Source organism: Fretibacter rubidus, from assembly GCF_041429785.1.
Lineage (GTDB): Bacteria > Pseudomonadota > Alphaproteobacteria > Caulobacterales > Maricaulaceae > Fretibacter > Fretibacter rubidus.
Map to the genome: position 1 here is coordinate 3,017,011 of NZ_CP163423.1, position 15,729 is coordinate 3,032,739.

The 15,729-nt window shown below is 51.4% G+C and carries 13 protein-coding genes; 6 read left to right on the top strand and 7 right to left on the bottom strand.

Going from position 1 to position 15,729, the window contains the following annotated elements:
- Window positions 1-2 precede the first annotated feature (2 nt).
- From AB6B37_RS14000 to AB6B37_RS14020, 5 genes are all read right to left on the bottom strand, one after another.
- Window positions 3-551, bottom strand: a complete 549-nt coding sequence (locus AB6B37_RS14000; protein WP_371396453.1) for an NADPH-dependent FMN reductase — start codon at window positions 549-551, stop codon at window positions 3-5.
- A 102-nt stretch (window positions 552-653) separates the two neighbouring features.
- Window positions 654-2,063, bottom strand: a complete 1,410-nt coding sequence (locus tag AB6B37_RS14005; RefSeq protein ID WP_371396454.1) for an NAD(P)(+) transhydrogenase (Re/Si-specific) subunit beta — start codon at window positions 2,061-2,063, stop codon at window positions 654-656.
- On the bottom strand, window positions 2,064-2,441 hold the full coding sequence (locus AB6B37_RS14010; protein WP_371396455.1) for an NAD(P) transhydrogenase subunit alpha: 378 nt from the start codon (window positions 2,439-2,441) through the stop codon (window positions 2,064-2,066).
- A complete protein-coding gene (locus AB6B37_RS14015; protein WP_371396456.1) occupies window positions 2,441-3,577 on the bottom strand; it encodes a Re/Si-specific NAD(P)(+) transhydrogenase subunit alpha in 1,137 nt (378 codons plus the stop codon). The genes AB6B37_RS14010 and AB6B37_RS14015 overlap by 1 nt, the downstream gene beginning before the upstream one ends.
- Window positions 3,578-3,753: 176 nt before the next feature.
- Window positions 3,754-4,056: a hypothetical protein gene (locus AB6B37_RS14020; protein WP_371396457.1), complete on the bottom strand. Its 303-nt coding sequence runs from the start codon at window positions 4,054-4,056 to the stop codon at window positions 3,754-3,756.
- A gap of 251 nt (window positions 4,057-4,307) precedes the next feature.
- Between AB6B37_RS14020 and AB6B37_RS14025 the strand changes: the two genes are divergently transcribed.
- Together AB6B37_RS14025 and AB6B37_RS14030 are read left to right on the top strand one after the other, a co-directional pair.
- Complete coding sequence (locus tag AB6B37_RS14025; protein WP_371398465.1) at window positions 4,308-5,768, top strand: sigma-54-dependent transcriptional regulator; 1,461 nt, start codon at window positions 4,308-4,310, stop codon at window positions 5,766-5,768.
- 36 nt (window positions 5,769-5,804) lie between these two features.
- The gene (locus tag AB6B37_RS14030; RefSeq protein WP_371396458.1) at window positions 5,805-7,562 is read left to right on the top strand and encodes a hypothetical protein; all 1,758 of its coding nucleotides are present in this window, start codon (window positions 5,805-5,807) and stop codon (window positions 7,560-7,562) included.
- Between the two features lie 62 nt (window positions 7,563-7,624).
- Here the strand turns inward: AB6B37_RS14030 and AB6B37_RS14035 are convergent, their stop codons facing one another.
- Window positions 7,625-8,644 carry a hypothetical protein gene (locus AB6B37_RS14035; RefSeq protein ID WP_371396459.1) on the bottom strand — a complete coding sequence of 340 codons (1,020 nt, stop codon included), beginning with the start codon at window positions 8,642-8,644 and terminating at the stop codon, window positions 7,625-7,627.
- 187 nt (window positions 8,645-8,831) lie between these two features.
- On the opposite strand from AB6B37_RS14035, the gene rph reads away from it, so the two are divergent.
- On the top strand, window positions 8,832-9,551 hold the full coding sequence (gene rph, locus AB6B37_RS14040; protein WP_371396460.1) for a ribonuclease PH: 720 nt from the start codon (window positions 8,832-8,834) through the stop codon (window positions 9,549-9,551).
- A 40-nt stretch (window positions 9,552-9,591) separates the two neighbouring features.
- Window positions 9,592-10,542 (top strand): Hsp33 family molecular chaperone HslO, encoded by a 951-nt coding sequence (locus AB6B37_RS14045; RefSeq protein ID WP_371396461.1) that lies wholly within the window; start codon window positions 9,592-9,594, stop codon window positions 10,540-10,542.
- A gap of 7 nt (window positions 10,543-10,549) precedes the next feature.
- Here the strand turns inward: AB6B37_RS14045 and AB6B37_RS14050 are convergent, their stop codons facing one another.
- A complete protein-coding gene (locus tag AB6B37_RS14050; protein WP_371396462.1) occupies window positions 10,550-11,998 on the bottom strand; it encodes a TrkH family potassium uptake protein in 1,449 nt (482 codons plus the stop codon).
- Between the two features lie 160 nt (window positions 11,999-12,158).
- On the opposite strand from AB6B37_RS14050, the gene AB6B37_RS14055 reads away from it, so the two are divergent.
- Window positions 12,159-14,381 (top strand): prolyl oligopeptidase family protein, encoded by a 2,223-nt coding sequence (locus AB6B37_RS14055; protein ID WP_371396463.1) that lies wholly within the window; start codon window positions 12,159-12,161, stop codon window positions 14,379-14,381.
- Window positions 14,382-14,484: 103 nt separating this feature from the next.
- The gene (locus AB6B37_RS14060) at window positions 14,485-15,729 is read left to right on the top strand and encodes a cation:dicarboxylate symporter family transporter (protein ID WP_371396464.1); all 1,245 of its coding nucleotides are present in this window, start codon (window positions 14,485-14,487) and stop codon (window positions 15,727-15,729) included.

Genomic DNA, 15,729 nt, shown 5'->3' on the forward strand with positions numbered 1-15,729 from the left:
CCCTATCCCTTTTGCGCAATCTGGGTCATTAACTCCCCAATCATTTTATCAGCAAGGCTAGAGGATGGCTCAATTATCAGCCCGCCTTTGGCGTCAAAGGCTTGGGACGCTTTGCCGACACCGACATGGGTCGGCACAACATGCGCCCCCACACGGTTTAGGATATAATGGAGTTGGCGAAGACACATAATACCGCTCATCGGGCCGGGTGAGCAAGACGCAATGCCGTAAACGGGTTGCGTGAATTGATCCGTGCCAGTTGTGCTGGTCCAATCAATGGCGTTTTTAAGAAGCGGTGGCAGGCATCCATTATATTCAGGTGTGACAACAATAATGCCGTCGCATTTTTTCATCTTATTGGCGAGTTTTTTGACGTTTGCTGGCATATCCAAATCACCATGAAACAAGGGGAGATTATAGGTCGCAAGGCTAACCTCGGTGACTTTACCACCAGCGGCTTTCACGCGTTTTTTGAGCGTATTTTTAAGCATTTGATTAATAGAGCCGTCGCGGAGAGACCCGCAGATAAAGCCAATGGTAGGTGCGCTCATGATAGACCTTTATAAACATTGAGGCCGCCCAAGATGAGCGGCCTTATGACTTATACGCAGAGAACGCGCTTCGGTTCAAATAAAACCAAAGCCGTCACGGCGCTATAATGCTTTGACAATCTCTTCGACCATTTTCTTGGCATCGGCCAGAAGCATCATGGTTTTGTCTTCATAGAACAAATCATTATCGATACCCGCATAACCTGTGGACATAGAGCGTTTCACGACGAGCACTGTACCCGCCTTATCAACATCCAAAATGGGCATACCAAAGATAGGGCTCTGCGGGTCTGTTTTCGCGGCTGGGTTCGTTACATCATTCGCGCCAATCACAAAGGCCACATCGGCGTTTGAAAATTCTGAATTAATATCTTCAAGCTCAAACACTTCGTCGTAAGGCACATTGGCTTCAGCCAGCAATACATTCATGTGACCTGGCATACGGCCCGCGACAGGGTGGATGGCATAGGTGACATCAACGCCTTCTTCTTTTAACGCGTCAGCCATTTCGCGGATGGCATGTTGCGCCTGTGCGACAGCTAGGCCGTAACCTGGCACGATGATAACCTTGGACGCGTTTTTCATAATGAAGGCTGCATCCACAGCAGAGCCCGCTTTGTGGGGGCGTTGCGGTTTATCGCCCGCGCCTGTCTCCACAGCCTCTGCGCCAAAGCCGCCAAGGATAACAGAGATAAAGCTGCGGTTCATAGCGTGACACATGATGTAGGACAGAATAGCACCTGAAGAACCAACCAATGCCCCTGTGATAATCAGCGCCAAATTACCGAGCGTAAAGCCTAGCGCCGCTGCCGCCCAGCCAGAATAACTGTTTAGCATTGAGATCACGACGGGCATATCCGCGCCGCCAATAGGAATGATAAGCAAGAAACCAAGCAAAAAGGCCAGCCCCAAAATCGCCCAGAAAATCACGGGGTCTGCGCCGCCCGCTTTCATTAACATGCCAATAAGCACAGCAATTGCGATACCGATAAGCAGATTTAGAAGATGCTGAAATTTAAAGGTGATCGGCGCGCCGCCCATATTCCCATTAAGTTTCAAAAAGGCGATAACAGAACCAGAGAAAGTAATCGCACCGATGGCGGCACCCAAGGAGAGCTCAAGAAGGCTACCGGCTTTCATGCTGCCCGCTTGGCCAATACCAAAGCTCTCTGGGCTGAAAAACGCCGCCGCAGCCACAAGGACTGCCGCCATACCAACCAGTGAGTGAAATCCCGCGATAAGTTGCGGCATATCCGTCATTGGGATTTTCTTGGCAATCAAAGCCCCAATGCCGCCGCCAATAGCTAGCGCCACAGCGGTGAGGATCAAGGCCTGACCGCCCATACCCGTTACTAGGATGGTGGTGATAATCGCAATGGCGATACCCACCATACCAAACACATTACCGCGCCGCGATGTTTCAGGCGAGGACAGCCCGCGAAGGGCAAGGATGAAAAGAACTGCGGAAACTGTATAAAGAACCGCCGCGAAATTAGCTGATAAGGCTGGCATCTATTTCGCCTCCGCTTTTGCATCTACTTTTGGGGCAGGTTTTTCTTTTTTCTTATACATAGCCAACATACGTTGGGTGACGAGGAAGCCGCCAAATATATTAATCGCACAAAGCCCGACAGCAAGCGCGCCCCCGTAAGTTGAGATTTGCGAGCCGCCATCTGTGCCCGCGACAACAGCAACAAGCGCGCCAACAATAATCACAGATGAAATGGCATTGGTGACCGCCATAAGCGGCGTATGCAGCGCAGGGGTAACCGACCACACCACATAATAGCCCACAAAAATGGCGAGTACGAAAATCGCCAGCTGGAAGATGAGCGGGCTAACGACCGCGCCCCCTGCCATGATAATACTGGATGTTAAAACGACTGACATTATGCGTCCCCCTTTAAGCGTTCATGGACAACCGCGCCGTCTTTTGTTAGCGCGCAGCCCTGGATAATTTCGTCGTCCCAATCAGGCGCGTAAGAGCCGTCTTCGCCCGTCATCAGCGGCAGAAGGTTTTTCAAATTACGCGCAAAAAGGCTGGAGCTATCGCCCGCCATACGGGACGGCCAATTTAAATGACCCACAATATGGACGCCGTTTTTCGTAGTGACAATTTCGCCAGCCTTTGCGCCCTCGACATTGCCGCCGCGTTCCACCGCCAAATCGACCAGAACAGAGCCTGGCTTCATGCTATCGACCATCGCTTTGGTCACTAGCACGGGGGCCGCGCGTCCGGGGATAAGCGCTGTGGTAATGACAATGTCTTGCTTTGCAATATGCTTGGCGGTGAGTTCCGCTTGCAGGGCTTGGTATTCTGCGCTCATTTGCTTGGCGTAACCGCCGGCGGTTTCGGCCTCTTTAAACTCTTCATTTTCTACTGCGATGAATTTCGCACCTAATGAGCCGACTTGTTCCTTTGTGGCGGGACGCACATCAGTCGCCGTGGTCACAGCGCCGAGACGCCGTGCGGTCGCGATAGCTTGCAGACCCGCAACACCAACGCCCATAATAAAGGTCTTGGCGGGGGCAATTGTGCCCGCGGCGGTCATCATCATAGGAAAAGCGCGGCCATAGATACTGCCCGCCTCGACCACGGCGCGGTAACCTGCCAAATTAGATTGAGACGACAAAACATCCATGCTTTGCGCGCGCGAAATACGCGGAATATAATCTAGCGCATAGGCCGTGACGCCCGCTTTGGCGCATGCGGCGGCATATTTAGGGTTATCGGTTGGGGATAAAACACCCGTAATCCCAGCGCCTTTTTTCATAGCGCCAACTAGCTTTTCACTGCCGCCATTAATTGACATCACTAAGTCAGCGTTTTTAACCGCTATGGTATTCGTTGTGGCAATGGTGGCGCCTGCGTCTTTGTAAAGGGCATCAGCAAAATTGGCCGCTGCGCCTGCGCCTTTGACGACAGTTACCGCATGGCCGGCATCAACATAGCCTTTAACCGTTTCGGGCGAGGCCGAAACACGGGCCTCTAGCCCCTTAATATCATTTAAAACCGTGATCTTCACATCACACCCCCTATTAATAGCGCGCGCCAACACAGCCCGTGCGTTCAAAGCTCAGCTACAGTATAGCTGTTAATCCGCCTCAGCGGTAAAATTTTTAAGAATGCGCAAATGGCAACGATTATCGTGCCTGCCGAGGTTGTCCTCGGTCATTATTATGCAGGGGCAGCCGTTTTAGGCTATGTCGCAATGGCGGCGATAATAACACTCATAATCGCAAGAAAGACACAGAGCCCAATCACTGAAGCAAACCAACCGCCTTTTAACTTAAGCGCGACGCCCAAGATGATACCAAACACACCCGTGATGACAAGCGACGGAAACCATGACAAAGCCGTACAAAACACGAGTATCGGATAAAGCAGGATAACCGCAATCATCGATCCGCCATAAACGGTCAAGTTCAGAAAGCCGCCAAAAGTGCTTGTTTGCGATTCAACGGGCATTGTTCCGGGTTTGAAATCAGAAGGTCCAGTGGCCATGATGTCATCCTATTGTTTGATTTACTCGCGATTATCACGCGGCACGCCGCCACTCAAGCCTTATCGGCCTCTATCGTTTATTTTTTGCGGCTTATCATCACAGTCTGACAAGTACGATTAGGCGGCTCTGCTTGCTTGAGCGATTAACCGCCCGCTAACCACGTCTCTTGACGGTAATTTCACCCACATGTCCCATATTGCAACGCAGATGACCCCAAAAGGGGCGCGAGATTATGGGTATAGGTGATGATATGGCGAAAACGGTTTTAATCGTTGATGACGATCCGACACAAAGACGGCTTTTACAGGCGGTCGTAGAAAAAAGTGGATTTTCAACCTATCAAGCCGGTGATGGTGACCAAGCGCTAAACATGGTGCTTGGTGCGGATGCGGCCAATATCGACGTTATGCTACTTGACCTTGTTATGCCAGGACGCGACGGCATGGAGGTTCTGGCAGAATTACAAGTTAAGCGTCCTGACCTGCCCGTTATTGTGCTGACAGGTAAAGGCTCTATCGATGCCGTGGTCAGCGCCATGCAATCAGGCGCGCGTGACTTTGTTGTCAAACCTGCAAGCCCTGAGCGTATTATCGTATCAATCCGCAATGCGCTAGAGATTAACAATCTGGCCGTCGAAGTGACGCGGTTAAAGAAAACCAGTGACGGCGCGCTGCAATTTACCGACCTTATTGGTAATGCAACGACCATGCGCAGTGTTATCGCCATGGGTGAGCGCGGCGCAAAAGCCAATATCCCTATCCTGATCACAGGCGAGTCGGGCGTTGGTAAAGAAGTCATTGCACGCGCCATCCAAGGCGCGTCAGAGCGTTCTGGTGCCCCGTTTATTACGGTAAACTGCGGCGCAATCCCAGAAAATCTGGTTGAGAGTATTTTGTTTGGCCATGAAAAAGGCAGCTTTACAGGTGCCAATTCCAAGCATTTAGGTAAGTTCCAAGAAGCCCATGGCGGCACATTATTTCTAGACGAAGTCGGGGAATTGCCCCTGGATATGCAGGTCAAATTACTGCGCGTGCTACAAGAAGGCGAAGTCGATCCGATTGGATCAAAGCGTCCTGTATCTGTGGATGTGCGGATTATTTCGGCAACAAACCGTGACCTCAATGACGCCGTGCGCGAAGGGCGCTTTCGCGAAGATCTATATTACCGTCTGAACGTCTTTCCAATCCAAGTGCCGTCTTTGCGTGAACGCCGCGCGGATATTCCGGCGCTGCTAACCCATTTTATCAAACGCTTTAACGCGCAAGAACGCTTGTCTGTGCAGGGTGCGGCCAAAGAAACGCTGGATATGTTATCCGCTTTTGATTGGCCCGGTAATGTGCGCCAACTGGAGAATGCGATTTTCCGCGCCATGATTTTATCAGACGGCACCACATTACAACCGCATGATTTTCCGCAAATTAGCGGGCTGACACCCGTTATGAGTACTGCGTCAGAGAAAGACAAAACCATGGGTTTGTCAGACCAAGTCAAAGCGGCCGCACTGAGCGAGGATGAACCCGTTCACGTGCTCGACCGTGATGGTCACTTGCGCACGCTCGTCGAAATTGAACGCGACCTGATTGAATTCGCGATTGATAATTATTCAGGACATATGTCCGAAGTGGCCCGCCGGTTGGGGATTGGGCGCTCAACACTTTACCGCAAAGTGCGAGAGCACGGCGTCGATGTTGACGTGAAACGCACGGCATAAGCGGGCAGTAAACTAAGTTTTAGTGGGGATATTAAAATGACAAAAACAATGAAACTGGCTCTTTTGGCCACAGCGGGCGCCGCCATTGTGGCGATACCTGTATCAGCCAGCCATAATAATGGCGGCTTGCGCGGTATGTTTTCTGGCCACCACCTTGGTGGACACGGCGGGGCTTACGCCGTGCAAAATGCGTGTGACCCTTGCGCGCCAACATGGCAACAAAAGCGCCTTAATCAACGGCTACGGGCTGCCCCTACTTTTGTTACGGCGCAGCAATCAGCCTCTGGCCTTCGCGGATTTTCGCAAGTCGGCTACGCCCCCCAACAGCGAAATACATTGGGTTATGTCGTACAGGATTATGCTATCGCGTCTCCGCAAACATTTGGACAACAATCGCTGGGGCAACAATATGCTCAGTTCAATGCGACACAAAGTTACGGCGGTTACGGCTATAATCCCCAAGCCGCAGAGGCCTTTAAGGCTGATTTAGCCCGCAATTACAGCTTCGGCGGGGCGACAGTGAAAACCAATGCGCGCTATTCAGACCGTATGCTCGACTGGCAAGAAAACACGACAGGCAAAGCGCTAACAATCCTCGCGAGCCGCGCCAATGGTATTTTGGAACCCAACAGCCTTTATTTAGGCGGCGGTGTCCAAGGCGGCTTTATGTATCAAAAAACAGATCAGCCAGGCCAATTCCCGCTGCTGTCACGTTTTCCGTTTTTTAGCCCAAATACAGATCTTGAGTCGGGCGTATTCGCGATAAACAATGCAGCGCTATCTTTCACCTCAACCTTTGGTGATTGGACAAGCGTCTATCTACAGCCTGAATATTCCGAGACGGAATATGGCCGTTTCCAAGACGAGTTCCAACTCCGCAAGGCCTATGTCGTTTTTGGTAACTTGCAGAAAAGCCCGTTCTACGCCGCCTTTGGTCGCAAGACGATCGATTTCGGTAATTTCGATAGCTATAACGCCTTCACACATAATGAGGGCGCGCATTATTTCTGGTCTGTGTCTGACCAACCTGTTCTGGAAGTCGGCTATTATAAAAACGGCTTTAAGCTTGTGGGTTCGGCCCTATCGGGCGGGCGTCAGCTTCGCGTGGCCTTTGCCGATGAAGACAATAATATCGCCAATTACGCGGTCAGTGCCGAGAAAGAATTTCTTATCGGGAACGGCGGCGCGTTTACAGTGGGTGGGGGTTATTTGCATGACACCATCTACCGCGATAATTTTACGGCCCATACTTTTGGAGAGCGTTCAACTACGACACCACCTACAAATCTGATTAGTGGCCGCAATAGCGCGGTCAACGCCTTTGCGGAATATAATAGCCCCATTTTTGATTTAATGGTGGAATATACCACCACATTAGAACCATGGGGCGCAGCCATTCCGCAAACCCCGGACGGCACACCCTTTCCGCAATATCTGATTGATCCAACAGGGTCGACGACTAGCTTTGATAATATCAATTTTGATCAAAATTTGGAAGTTATTGTCGCGCAAGCCCGTATAAAGCCCATGGTCAATGGACGACGCATGGCAATCGCCGCCGTTGGGTCTTGGGGCAATATCTCTGATGATTTTGGCAATCCGATTACAGGCGCGACATTTGAGAAAAACCAGCAGCACGCTTTGTCAGTCGAATATCCGATTAACGACTTTCTCGATATCGGCGCGGAATATGTTTACAACAAAGGCTTTATTCCCTTTGTCGCGCCGCAACTTGTGTCAAATGACGAAACGGAAGCGCATGCCGTGAATGTCGGCTTCAAAGCCCGCTTCTAGGTAAAACCGCCCTACCAGGCAAAATGTAAAGCCGTGCAGCACCGCTGTGCGGCTTTATCTTTTTAACCGCACACCATGGCGTAATTCGAGAGATCAAATTCGCGGAGTTGTTCGCGTAATTTATCACTATAGGGACTAGATGAAAGCGTTGGAATACGCGTGCTATCGGTCTCATATCGCTCGCTCTCAAAGGTCTTGGCGAAAATCTTTTTTTGCTTACTCGCACCAAGCAGTTGCTTCGGTGACTGACGGGTCGTGAGGGATAACTTCGCAACCGCTTGCACATCAACAGCTGTATCAAACCGGGCAAAGCCGCGGTAGGTGAAATTAGTTTTTACATGCCTATCAGATTCCGCAAGCAGCGCATCTATAAGGCCATGTAAAATGGCATTGGGAGACAGTGTGTCCGCCGTCATCAACACGGTCCTATCTGGTAGCATATCGATGGAACCATCAAATTTTACTTTCATCAGGATAGGGCCCAGACGCGTGATTTCCATATCAATGAGTTCGGCCTCATAACCGTCATATCGAACACGGGATAATAACGCTGAAATATCAGCTTGCGTCATATCTGCTTGCACTTCATTGACCGCGTGAAGGACGTCTTTTTGGCGCGCCATTAAAGGCATATCGTGATGGTTGTTAAACGGCGTTGTGACATAGCCGTCCATATCCAGCGTTAAACACTCCCTAACCTCGTGCTCACGTGCCTTTTGCAAGGCTAGAAAAACAGTTTGCAGAATTTCAGAACTGGGCAAGTTCGGTTCGACCCGCCATTTACGGCCAAAGACAATTTTCAGCTTTGGCTGCCGTGCTTTGGATTTGTAATTGTCATAACCAACAATCCCGATTTGGATGATTATTTGCCCCTTATCATCAGAAACGAAAACAGGATAATGCGGATCATAAGCAACGTCGCTTAGCAGGGCCTCTACGCTTTCGCGCGTATGCATATACCGCAAATAATGTTGCGGCACACAGGATACGCCGCCTGCCAGCTGCACCACGGGGGCTTGCGCAAGCGCAGCTTCGCCGAGATTAAGCGGCACTGGCGGGAGTATGTTGGCATCAAATGACATAAGGGCCTGTTGAGAAAGTGTTTTGTAAGTCAGTTACGGCCCAACACGACGCTAGGTTTAGCAAAACGCAATATTTTTACATGACGTTTTCAACAGGGATATTGCCGCAGCCCAGCTTTACCCTTGCCTTTTTGCACCCCAGACCCTAGGCCACGGCGCATCATCCGCTGAAATATAAAGGTCTGCTATGCGCCCCAATAATCGTTCTCTTGATAGCCTTCGCAACGTCACACTAGAAGCAGGCGCAAGCAAATATGCCGAAGGCTCCTGCCTCGCGAAATTTGGTGATACCCATGTGTTATGCACGGCCAGCGTTGATGAAAATGTCCCGCGTTGGATGAAGGGCAAAGGCAAGGGCTGGGTCACCGGCGAATACGGCATGCTGCCCCGGTCTACGCATTCGCGCAATAACCGCGAAGCCGCACGCGGCAAACAAGGCGGACGCACGGTGGAAATTCAACGCCTGATTGGGCGCTCATTGCGCGCAGCCGTCGATCTTTCCAAACTTGGTGAGCGTCAAATCATTGTAGATTGTGACGTAATGCAAGCCGACGGCGGGACACGCACAGCATCCATCACAGGCGCATGGGTCGCTTTATATTTGGCCTGTGAAAAATTAGTCGCAGACGGCAAGATTAAAGAAAACCCAGTTACCGATAATATGGCCGCTGTCAGTGCCGGTATTGTCGAGGGCGAATGTCGTCTTGATTTGGAATATGTAGAAGATAGCGCAGCCCAAGCCGATGCCAATTTTGTTTTGACCCAAACGGGCGGCGTTATTGAGGTGCAAGCCAGCGCCGAAGACACGCCCTTTACAGCCGACGAAATGGCCGAGCTTATGCGCCTTGCGGTCAAAGGCATTGGCGAGCTCTGCGAGATGCAGCAGCAGGCTGTGAAATCGACGTAGGCGCCCTTGATTAAATAACGGAACGTCCCAGTTATAGCCAATGGAACAAGACCAAGATATTCAAGAGTTGACCACTGATTTTATCAGCGTGTTTCAATTGGAAACCAATCAGGCATCAGACAAAGCTGTGCGTGGTCGGGCCGTGCGCCTGGGCGCTGTTTTGGACAAAGCCTTGGGCCATGACCGCTATCCCCCGCGTGTTGCGGCGCTTTTGGGCGAGGCCATGATGATTGCCGCCCTTGTTGCACGCGCGTTGAAATTTAAAGGTCGCCTTGTCGTGCAATGCCACGGCACAAATGAGGGCGCCGTATCGCTCTTAATGGCAGATTGCACCACCGACGGCTCTGTGCGCGGCTATGCGCGTTGGGATAGTGCGGCGCTGCGCGAAATAGAACTTGATAGTCGCAACCCGGGAGCAAAAGCGTTGCTGGGCGGGGGCACCTTTTCCATGACCATCGACCAAGGTCCCGACATGGATAATTACCAAGGCCTTGCCGCGATTGAAGGCGAAAGCTTAGCGGCATGCGCAGAGCATTACTTCAAGCAAAGCGAACAAATCCCGACTGAGATTAAACTGGCCTGCGGTCAAGTCCAGACCCCGGGACAAGACCCAAGCTGGCGCGGCGGCGGTATGTTGATCCAACGCATTGCCCCCGATGTAACGCGTGGCCAAACAGATGATGATTGGGACACGGCACGCGCACTTTTTGCGACATTATCAGACGAAGAATTAATTGACCCCGATTTGCCGCAAGACGAATTGCTGTTTCGGTTATTTAATGAAACGGGCGTCCGCATTATAGAACGGGCCGCCATTAATGCTGATTGTCAATGTTCCGAAGACCGGCTTGAGGCTACGCTAAAGACCTTTGACGCTAAAGCTTTGGACGACATCGCAGAGGACGGTAAAATCACGGCTAATTGTGAATTTTGCGGCACAGATTATGTCTTTGACGTCAGTACGCTCTTGGCGGCAGGCGGCGCTAGCTAGCCAGTATTTAGTGCTGCCAAAAGGCAGGGGTCAGGATGACAAGGGCGGTAATAATTTCAAGTCGCCCGACAATCATAGCCGTCATTAAGACCCATTTCGCAGCCCCCGGTAAGTCTTGATAGGTGCCCGCTGGGCCAATAATATCGCCAAGCCCTGGGCCAACGTTCGCCACAGCACTGCCCGCACCCGACCAAGCGGTTATCGGGTCAAGACCCAAGACGGACAAGATAATCGCGACCACCGCAAAGGTCATGAAGAACAAAAAGAAATATCCCAATACAGAATAAACGACGGTGTCAGGCAGCGGCTTGCCGCCATAACGCATAGGGGCAACCGCGTTTTGCTGTGGCATTTTAAAAAGATAGGCGCGTAGCGCCTCAAAGGCGACTTGATAACGGAATATTTTGATTGAACACGCCGTCGAGCCCGCGCAGCCACCGATGAACATAAATACAAAAAATGCGGCGACGGCAAATTGACCCCACGCATTATAATCCGCCGTTGCGTAGCCCGTTCCCGTCACAATAGAGACAGTGTTAAAGGCCGATAGGCGCAGCGCTTGACTACCGGACAGGTCAGAGTTGAACCAGAGACTAAAGGTAACCACAGCAATCAGCGCCGTCATAATCCCGATGAACGTGCGCACTTGGCTGTCCGCAAAAGGGGCGCGTAAATTCCCGCGCGCCATCAACATATAAACCCCAAAGGGCATGGCGCCCGCCATCATAAAGGCGATACAGACCAGATCCGCACCCCCGTCTGAAAACCCGCCCATGGACGCATCCGATGTGGAATAACCGCCTGTCGCCACAGTTGTCATGGCATGGGCCACGGCGTCAAAAGCGCTCATCCCCACAATCATATAGCCAACAGCACATAATATCGTCAGCACCAGATAAATCAGACCAATCGCCGCCGCGATAGAAGCCGCGCGCGGCAGTATTTTCTCGCCCATATCAGAGCTTTCAAGACGGAAAAGCTGCATTCCACCAATCTTTAGCATCGGCAGAACCGCCATCGCCGTGACAATAATGCCGACGCCGCCAATCCATTGCAAAATCGCCCGCCACAGCAAGATCCCTTTGGGCAGGTCATCAAGTCCTGTTAGTACCGTTGCGCCCGTTGTGGTGATGCCGCTGGTGGATTCAAAAAAGGCGTCCGTAACGCTCATGCCCATCGGTTCCATAATGAACGGAATGGCCGCCACGGCTGATAGTGCGACCCAGCTTAGCGTGGTAAGCAAGAAAGCGCCGCGTGCGCGCAGATCAGGGTCTGGCGTGTAAGTGGACATGGCCATGACGGCCCCGAGCAAGGTTGTAATAATACCGCTAATCCCAAAGGTTTGCCAAGAGCGGTCGCCATGGGCGTAATCAACAACCATCGGTGCAAACATGGTTAGCCCTAGTGCGGCCACCATCAGGCCGACAACAAAAATTACGGGGCGAAAATCCATCATAGTTTCGCCTTAGCGGGAAAGCTAAGCCTTAGCAATAAAGCCCCATAAATAAGCCCCGATCAGAAAGCCCGACCCTTATAGCTTAAGCCCGACTCTGCTTGCATCTGCGCCGTATAAAGGGCAAAATAAACTCAATTATAACATTATCCGGAGAGACCCCATGCGTATGACACGCCTCATGAAGACATTTATGCTTGGCACGGCCTTAAGTGTAACAGGCCTTGCCGTCACGGCTTGCTCACAGGCCGAGAATGCCGCCGACAAAGCCGCAGATACAATGGCAGACACAATGAAAGACACAGCCCAAAAAATGACACGAAAAGCCATGACATATGATACCCCCGGCCAAACCAATGATGACCACCTCTATCTTGAAGAAGTTTTGGGTGAGAAGGCGCTGGCCGAGGTTAATGGCTGGAACAGCCGCACACTTGACCGCCTGACCGCTGATCCGCGCTTTGAGACAATGCAGGCTGACGCGCTTGAGATTTTAAACTCTAAGGACAAAATTCCTTATGTATCCTACCGCGGCGGTGAAGTGCATAATTTCTGGCAAGACGCCAATTCTGTGCGCGGTATCTGGCGCAAATCCACACTGGATAGCTATCTTTCCGATAACACAGCCTGGGAAACCGTGATTGATTTTGACAAGCTAGCCGCTGATGAAGGCAAAAACTGGGTGTATAAAGGCAATACGTGCCTATCACCGAGCTATGAGCATTGCATCGTCAATTTGTCAGATGGCGGCAAAGACGCTGTTGTGCGCCGCGAATTTAACACCAAGACAAAAACATGGGTCGAAGACGGCTTTGTGACAGAAGAGTCCAAAGGCACAATGTCTTGGGTCGATGAAGACCATGTAGTTATTGGCGTTGATTTCGGCGACGGCACCATGACAGATAGCGGCTATCCGATGGTGGCCAAATTATGGACGCGCGGAACGCCCTTATCGGAAGCCGTTGAGCTTGGTCGGGGCGAGCAAGCAGATGTTGGCTATTGGCCCGGCGCCTTTGAGATGGCCGATGGATCGCGCGAGATCGTTATTTCTCGCTCTATGACTTTTTATGACTCTAAGACATTTTGGGTCCCCGTTGAAGACGGCGTCCCGCAAACACCCGTGATGTTCCCAATCCCGGAGAAATCAGGCCTAGGGTCAGAATTTAAAGGCCAAGTTCTACTCTCGGTAAATGAAGACTGGCGCGGGTTTAAAAATGGCGATCTAGTCAGCTTTGCCATGGCTGATTTTATGGATGACGGCAAAATTGAAAATGTCACCCTCGTCTATAGCCCTGATGCAAAATCATCGATGAATGGTTACGGTGTGACAAAGTCCAAAGTGTTGATGAGCATCTCTACCGATGTTGTCAGCCGCGCTTATGCTTTTGACTTTGACGGCGAGAAATGGACGCGTGAAGCGCTTGATTTCCCCGAAAACGGGAGCGTGTCTATTGGCGCGACTAATGACAAAGAAGACGTGGCGTTTATTAGCTCTGAAAGCTTCCTAACCCCTGACACTTTGTGGACTTTTAACACGGATACGATGGAAAAAGCGGCAGCCAAATCACTGCCAAGCTGGTTTGACGCCTCGTCCATGGTCGCAGAGCAGTTTTTCGCGACCAGCACGGACGGCACACAGGTCCCCTATTTTGTTGTTCATGATAAAGACATCAAAATGGACGGCACGAACCCGACGCTTCTTTATGGTTACGGTGGTTTTGAAATCTCGCTTAACCCGAGCTATTCCGCGACACGCGGGAAATTATGGCTGGAGAACGGCGGTGTCTATGTCCTCGCTAATATCCGAGGCGGCGGTGAATACGGCCCGAAATGGCACCAAGCGGGCCTGAAAACAGAGCGTCAGAAAATCTATGACGACTTTATCGCTGTGGCTGAAAGCCTTATCGAGAAAGACATCACAAGCCCGAAACATTTGGGCATTGAAGGCGGATCAAATGGTGGGCTTTTGATGGGCGTCATGTTCACACAACGTCCTGATTTGTTTAACGCCGTGATTTGCGCTGTGCCGCTGCTCGACATGCTGCGCTATCACAAGCTGCTAGCGGGCGCGTCATGGGTTGGTGAATATGGGGATCCGGATATTGCCGAGGAACGCGCGTTCCTAGAGACCATATCCCCTTATCATAATATTGATCCCGACGCGGATTACCCCGAGGTCTTCTTTGTGACATCCACCAAAGATGACCGTGTCCATCCCGCCCATGCCCGTAAGGTTGCCAAGCGCATGGAAGACCAAGGTCATGATTTCCTTTATTATGAAAACATCGACGGCGGTCACTCGGCCGCGGCGAACCTCAAAGAAACCGCCAAGCGCCTCGCCTTGCAACACACATATTTGATGCAAAAACTAAAGGACGGTGAATAGAGCCCTCGCCGCTTCACCGACCACCCAATTTATCACGGGGCCGTGCATTGCACTGGCCCCGTTTTCGTTCCATGATGAGTGATAAACATATTTGGGGACTGTCATGTTAAATAAATATTACGAGATACCGCTGCTGCTTCTGGTCATCATTGGCGCTGTCTTGGCTTTTGCCTTTTGGGGACTTGGCCTGTCAGGACTTGTTGAACCTGTGCGCATGGGTGATATTTATTTGTCAAAATCTATCGCGGGACTGGCCAAAGACGCGCTGTTTGTGCCGCTAAAGCCCGTTATGTATGCTTTGATCATCTTGTCCATTGCGGCGTCGATTGCGGTGTCACGCGGCGGCATGGGGGCGAAATTTATCCGTGTCTTAGGCTTTTTTATTGGCTTCTCCCTAATTGGCGTCGTGGTTGCAGTGACGGCGCATAGCCTGTTCCCACTCGATGTGTTTGACACACCTGATGCTTTGGGTCTGACAAGTTCAGCGACAGTCGAGGCCATCCCGTTCATGCAAAAAATTTACGGGGTTTTCACTAGCCCGCTGATGATTTCTATTTATGCTGGTATTCTACTGGGGCGCGCCCTAAAGCGGCTAGAGGCCAAGCATCCCGGTATTGGACAGCAGGCGGATATCGTCTCTGATATGTTCATTAAGGGCTTTATCAAATTTCTTTGGATTACGATTCCCCTCGCTGTGTTCGGCTCTTTGACCCTCGCGTTAAACCGTCCGGGTGGATGGGAATCGCTTAAGCAGCTGTTTTCCATCGTGCCTGTTTATGTCGGGTCGATGTTGGTTGTGTGGCTGCTCATGGTCTTGATTAGCTCGCGTATTTTAGGCCATGGTTTTGGCTTCATGCGGCGCGCCCTTGTCCCTCAGGCTGTCGTGGCATTGGCGACAAGCTCGAGCATGGCGACGCTGCCCGCCACCCGCATCGCCTGTGACCAACTGGGCGCAAATGCCGATGAGGCGACACCGTTTTACACAGTTGGCGCAACAATCAATATGGTTGGCACGCTGATGGGTCTGACGTTTATCACGCTTTACGGCATGGACGCCTACGGTGTTGAGGTGGCCCTCGTTGACCGTATTATTGTGGCCTTCCAAAGCATGGTTTACGCGACCTCAGCGGCGGGTGTGCCCAGCGCCTCCATCGTTCTGGTTCAGGAACTCTTGACCAGCCAAGGGGTGACGAGCGAGTTTGCGACCTATGTCACAGGCATTATCATTACCATTGATACCCTTATTTTGGACCGTATGCGCACGATGCTCAACACACAATCAGACAGCATGAGCACAGCCAATGGTCTGAAGCTTTATTACAAAACACCAAAGACAATGGTCGATTAG

Excerpts from the sequence above, each read along its gene's own strand:
- AB6B37_RS14000 (WP_371396453.1), bottom strand. The coding sequence starts at position 551 with ATGAGCGCACCTACCATTGGCTTTATCTGCGGGTCTCTCCGCGACGGC.
- AB6B37_RS14030 (WP_371396458.1), top strand. The coding sequence starts at position 5,805 with ATGACAAAAACAATGAAACTGGCTCTTTTGGCCACAGCGGGCGCCGCC.
- AB6B37_RS14010 (WP_371396455.1), bottom strand. The coding sequence starts at position 2,441 with ATGTCAGTCGTTTTAACATCCAGTATTATCATGGCAGGGGGCGCGGTC.
- AB6B37_RS14060 (WP_371396464.1), top strand. The coding sequence starts at position 14,485 with ATGTTAAATAAATATTACGAGATACCGCTGCTGCTTCTGGTCATCATT.
- rph (WP_371396460.1), top strand. The coding sequence starts at position 8,832 with ATGCGCCCCAATAATCGTTCTCTTGATAGCCTTCGCAACGTCACACTA.
- AB6B37_RS14020 (WP_371396457.1), bottom strand. The coding sequence starts at position 4,056 with ATGGCCACTGGACCTTCTGATTTCAAACCCGGAACAATGCCCGTTGAA.
- AB6B37_RS14045 (WP_371396461.1), top strand. The coding sequence starts at position 9,592 with ATGGAACAAGACCAAGATATTCAAGAGTTGACCACTGATTTTATCAGC.
- AB6B37_RS14050 (WP_371396462.1), bottom strand. The coding sequence starts at position 11,998 with ATGATGGATTTTCGCCCCGTAATTTTTGTTGTCGGCCTGATGGTGGCC.
- AB6B37_RS14035 (WP_371396459.1), bottom strand. The coding sequence starts at position 8,644 with ATGTCATTTGATGCCAACATACTCCCGCCAGTGCCGCTTAATCTCGGC.
- AB6B37_RS14055 (WP_371396463.1), top strand. The coding sequence starts at position 12,159 with ATGCGTATGACACGCCTCATGAAGACATTTATGCTTGGCACGGCCTTA.
- AB6B37_RS14025 (WP_371398465.1), top strand. The coding sequence starts at position 4,308 with ATGGCGAAAACGGTTTTAATCGTTGATGACGATCCGACACAAAGACGG.
- AB6B37_RS14005 (WP_371396454.1), bottom strand. The coding sequence starts at position 2,063 with ATGCCAGCCTTATCAGCTAATTTCGCGGCGGTTCTTTATACAGTTTCC.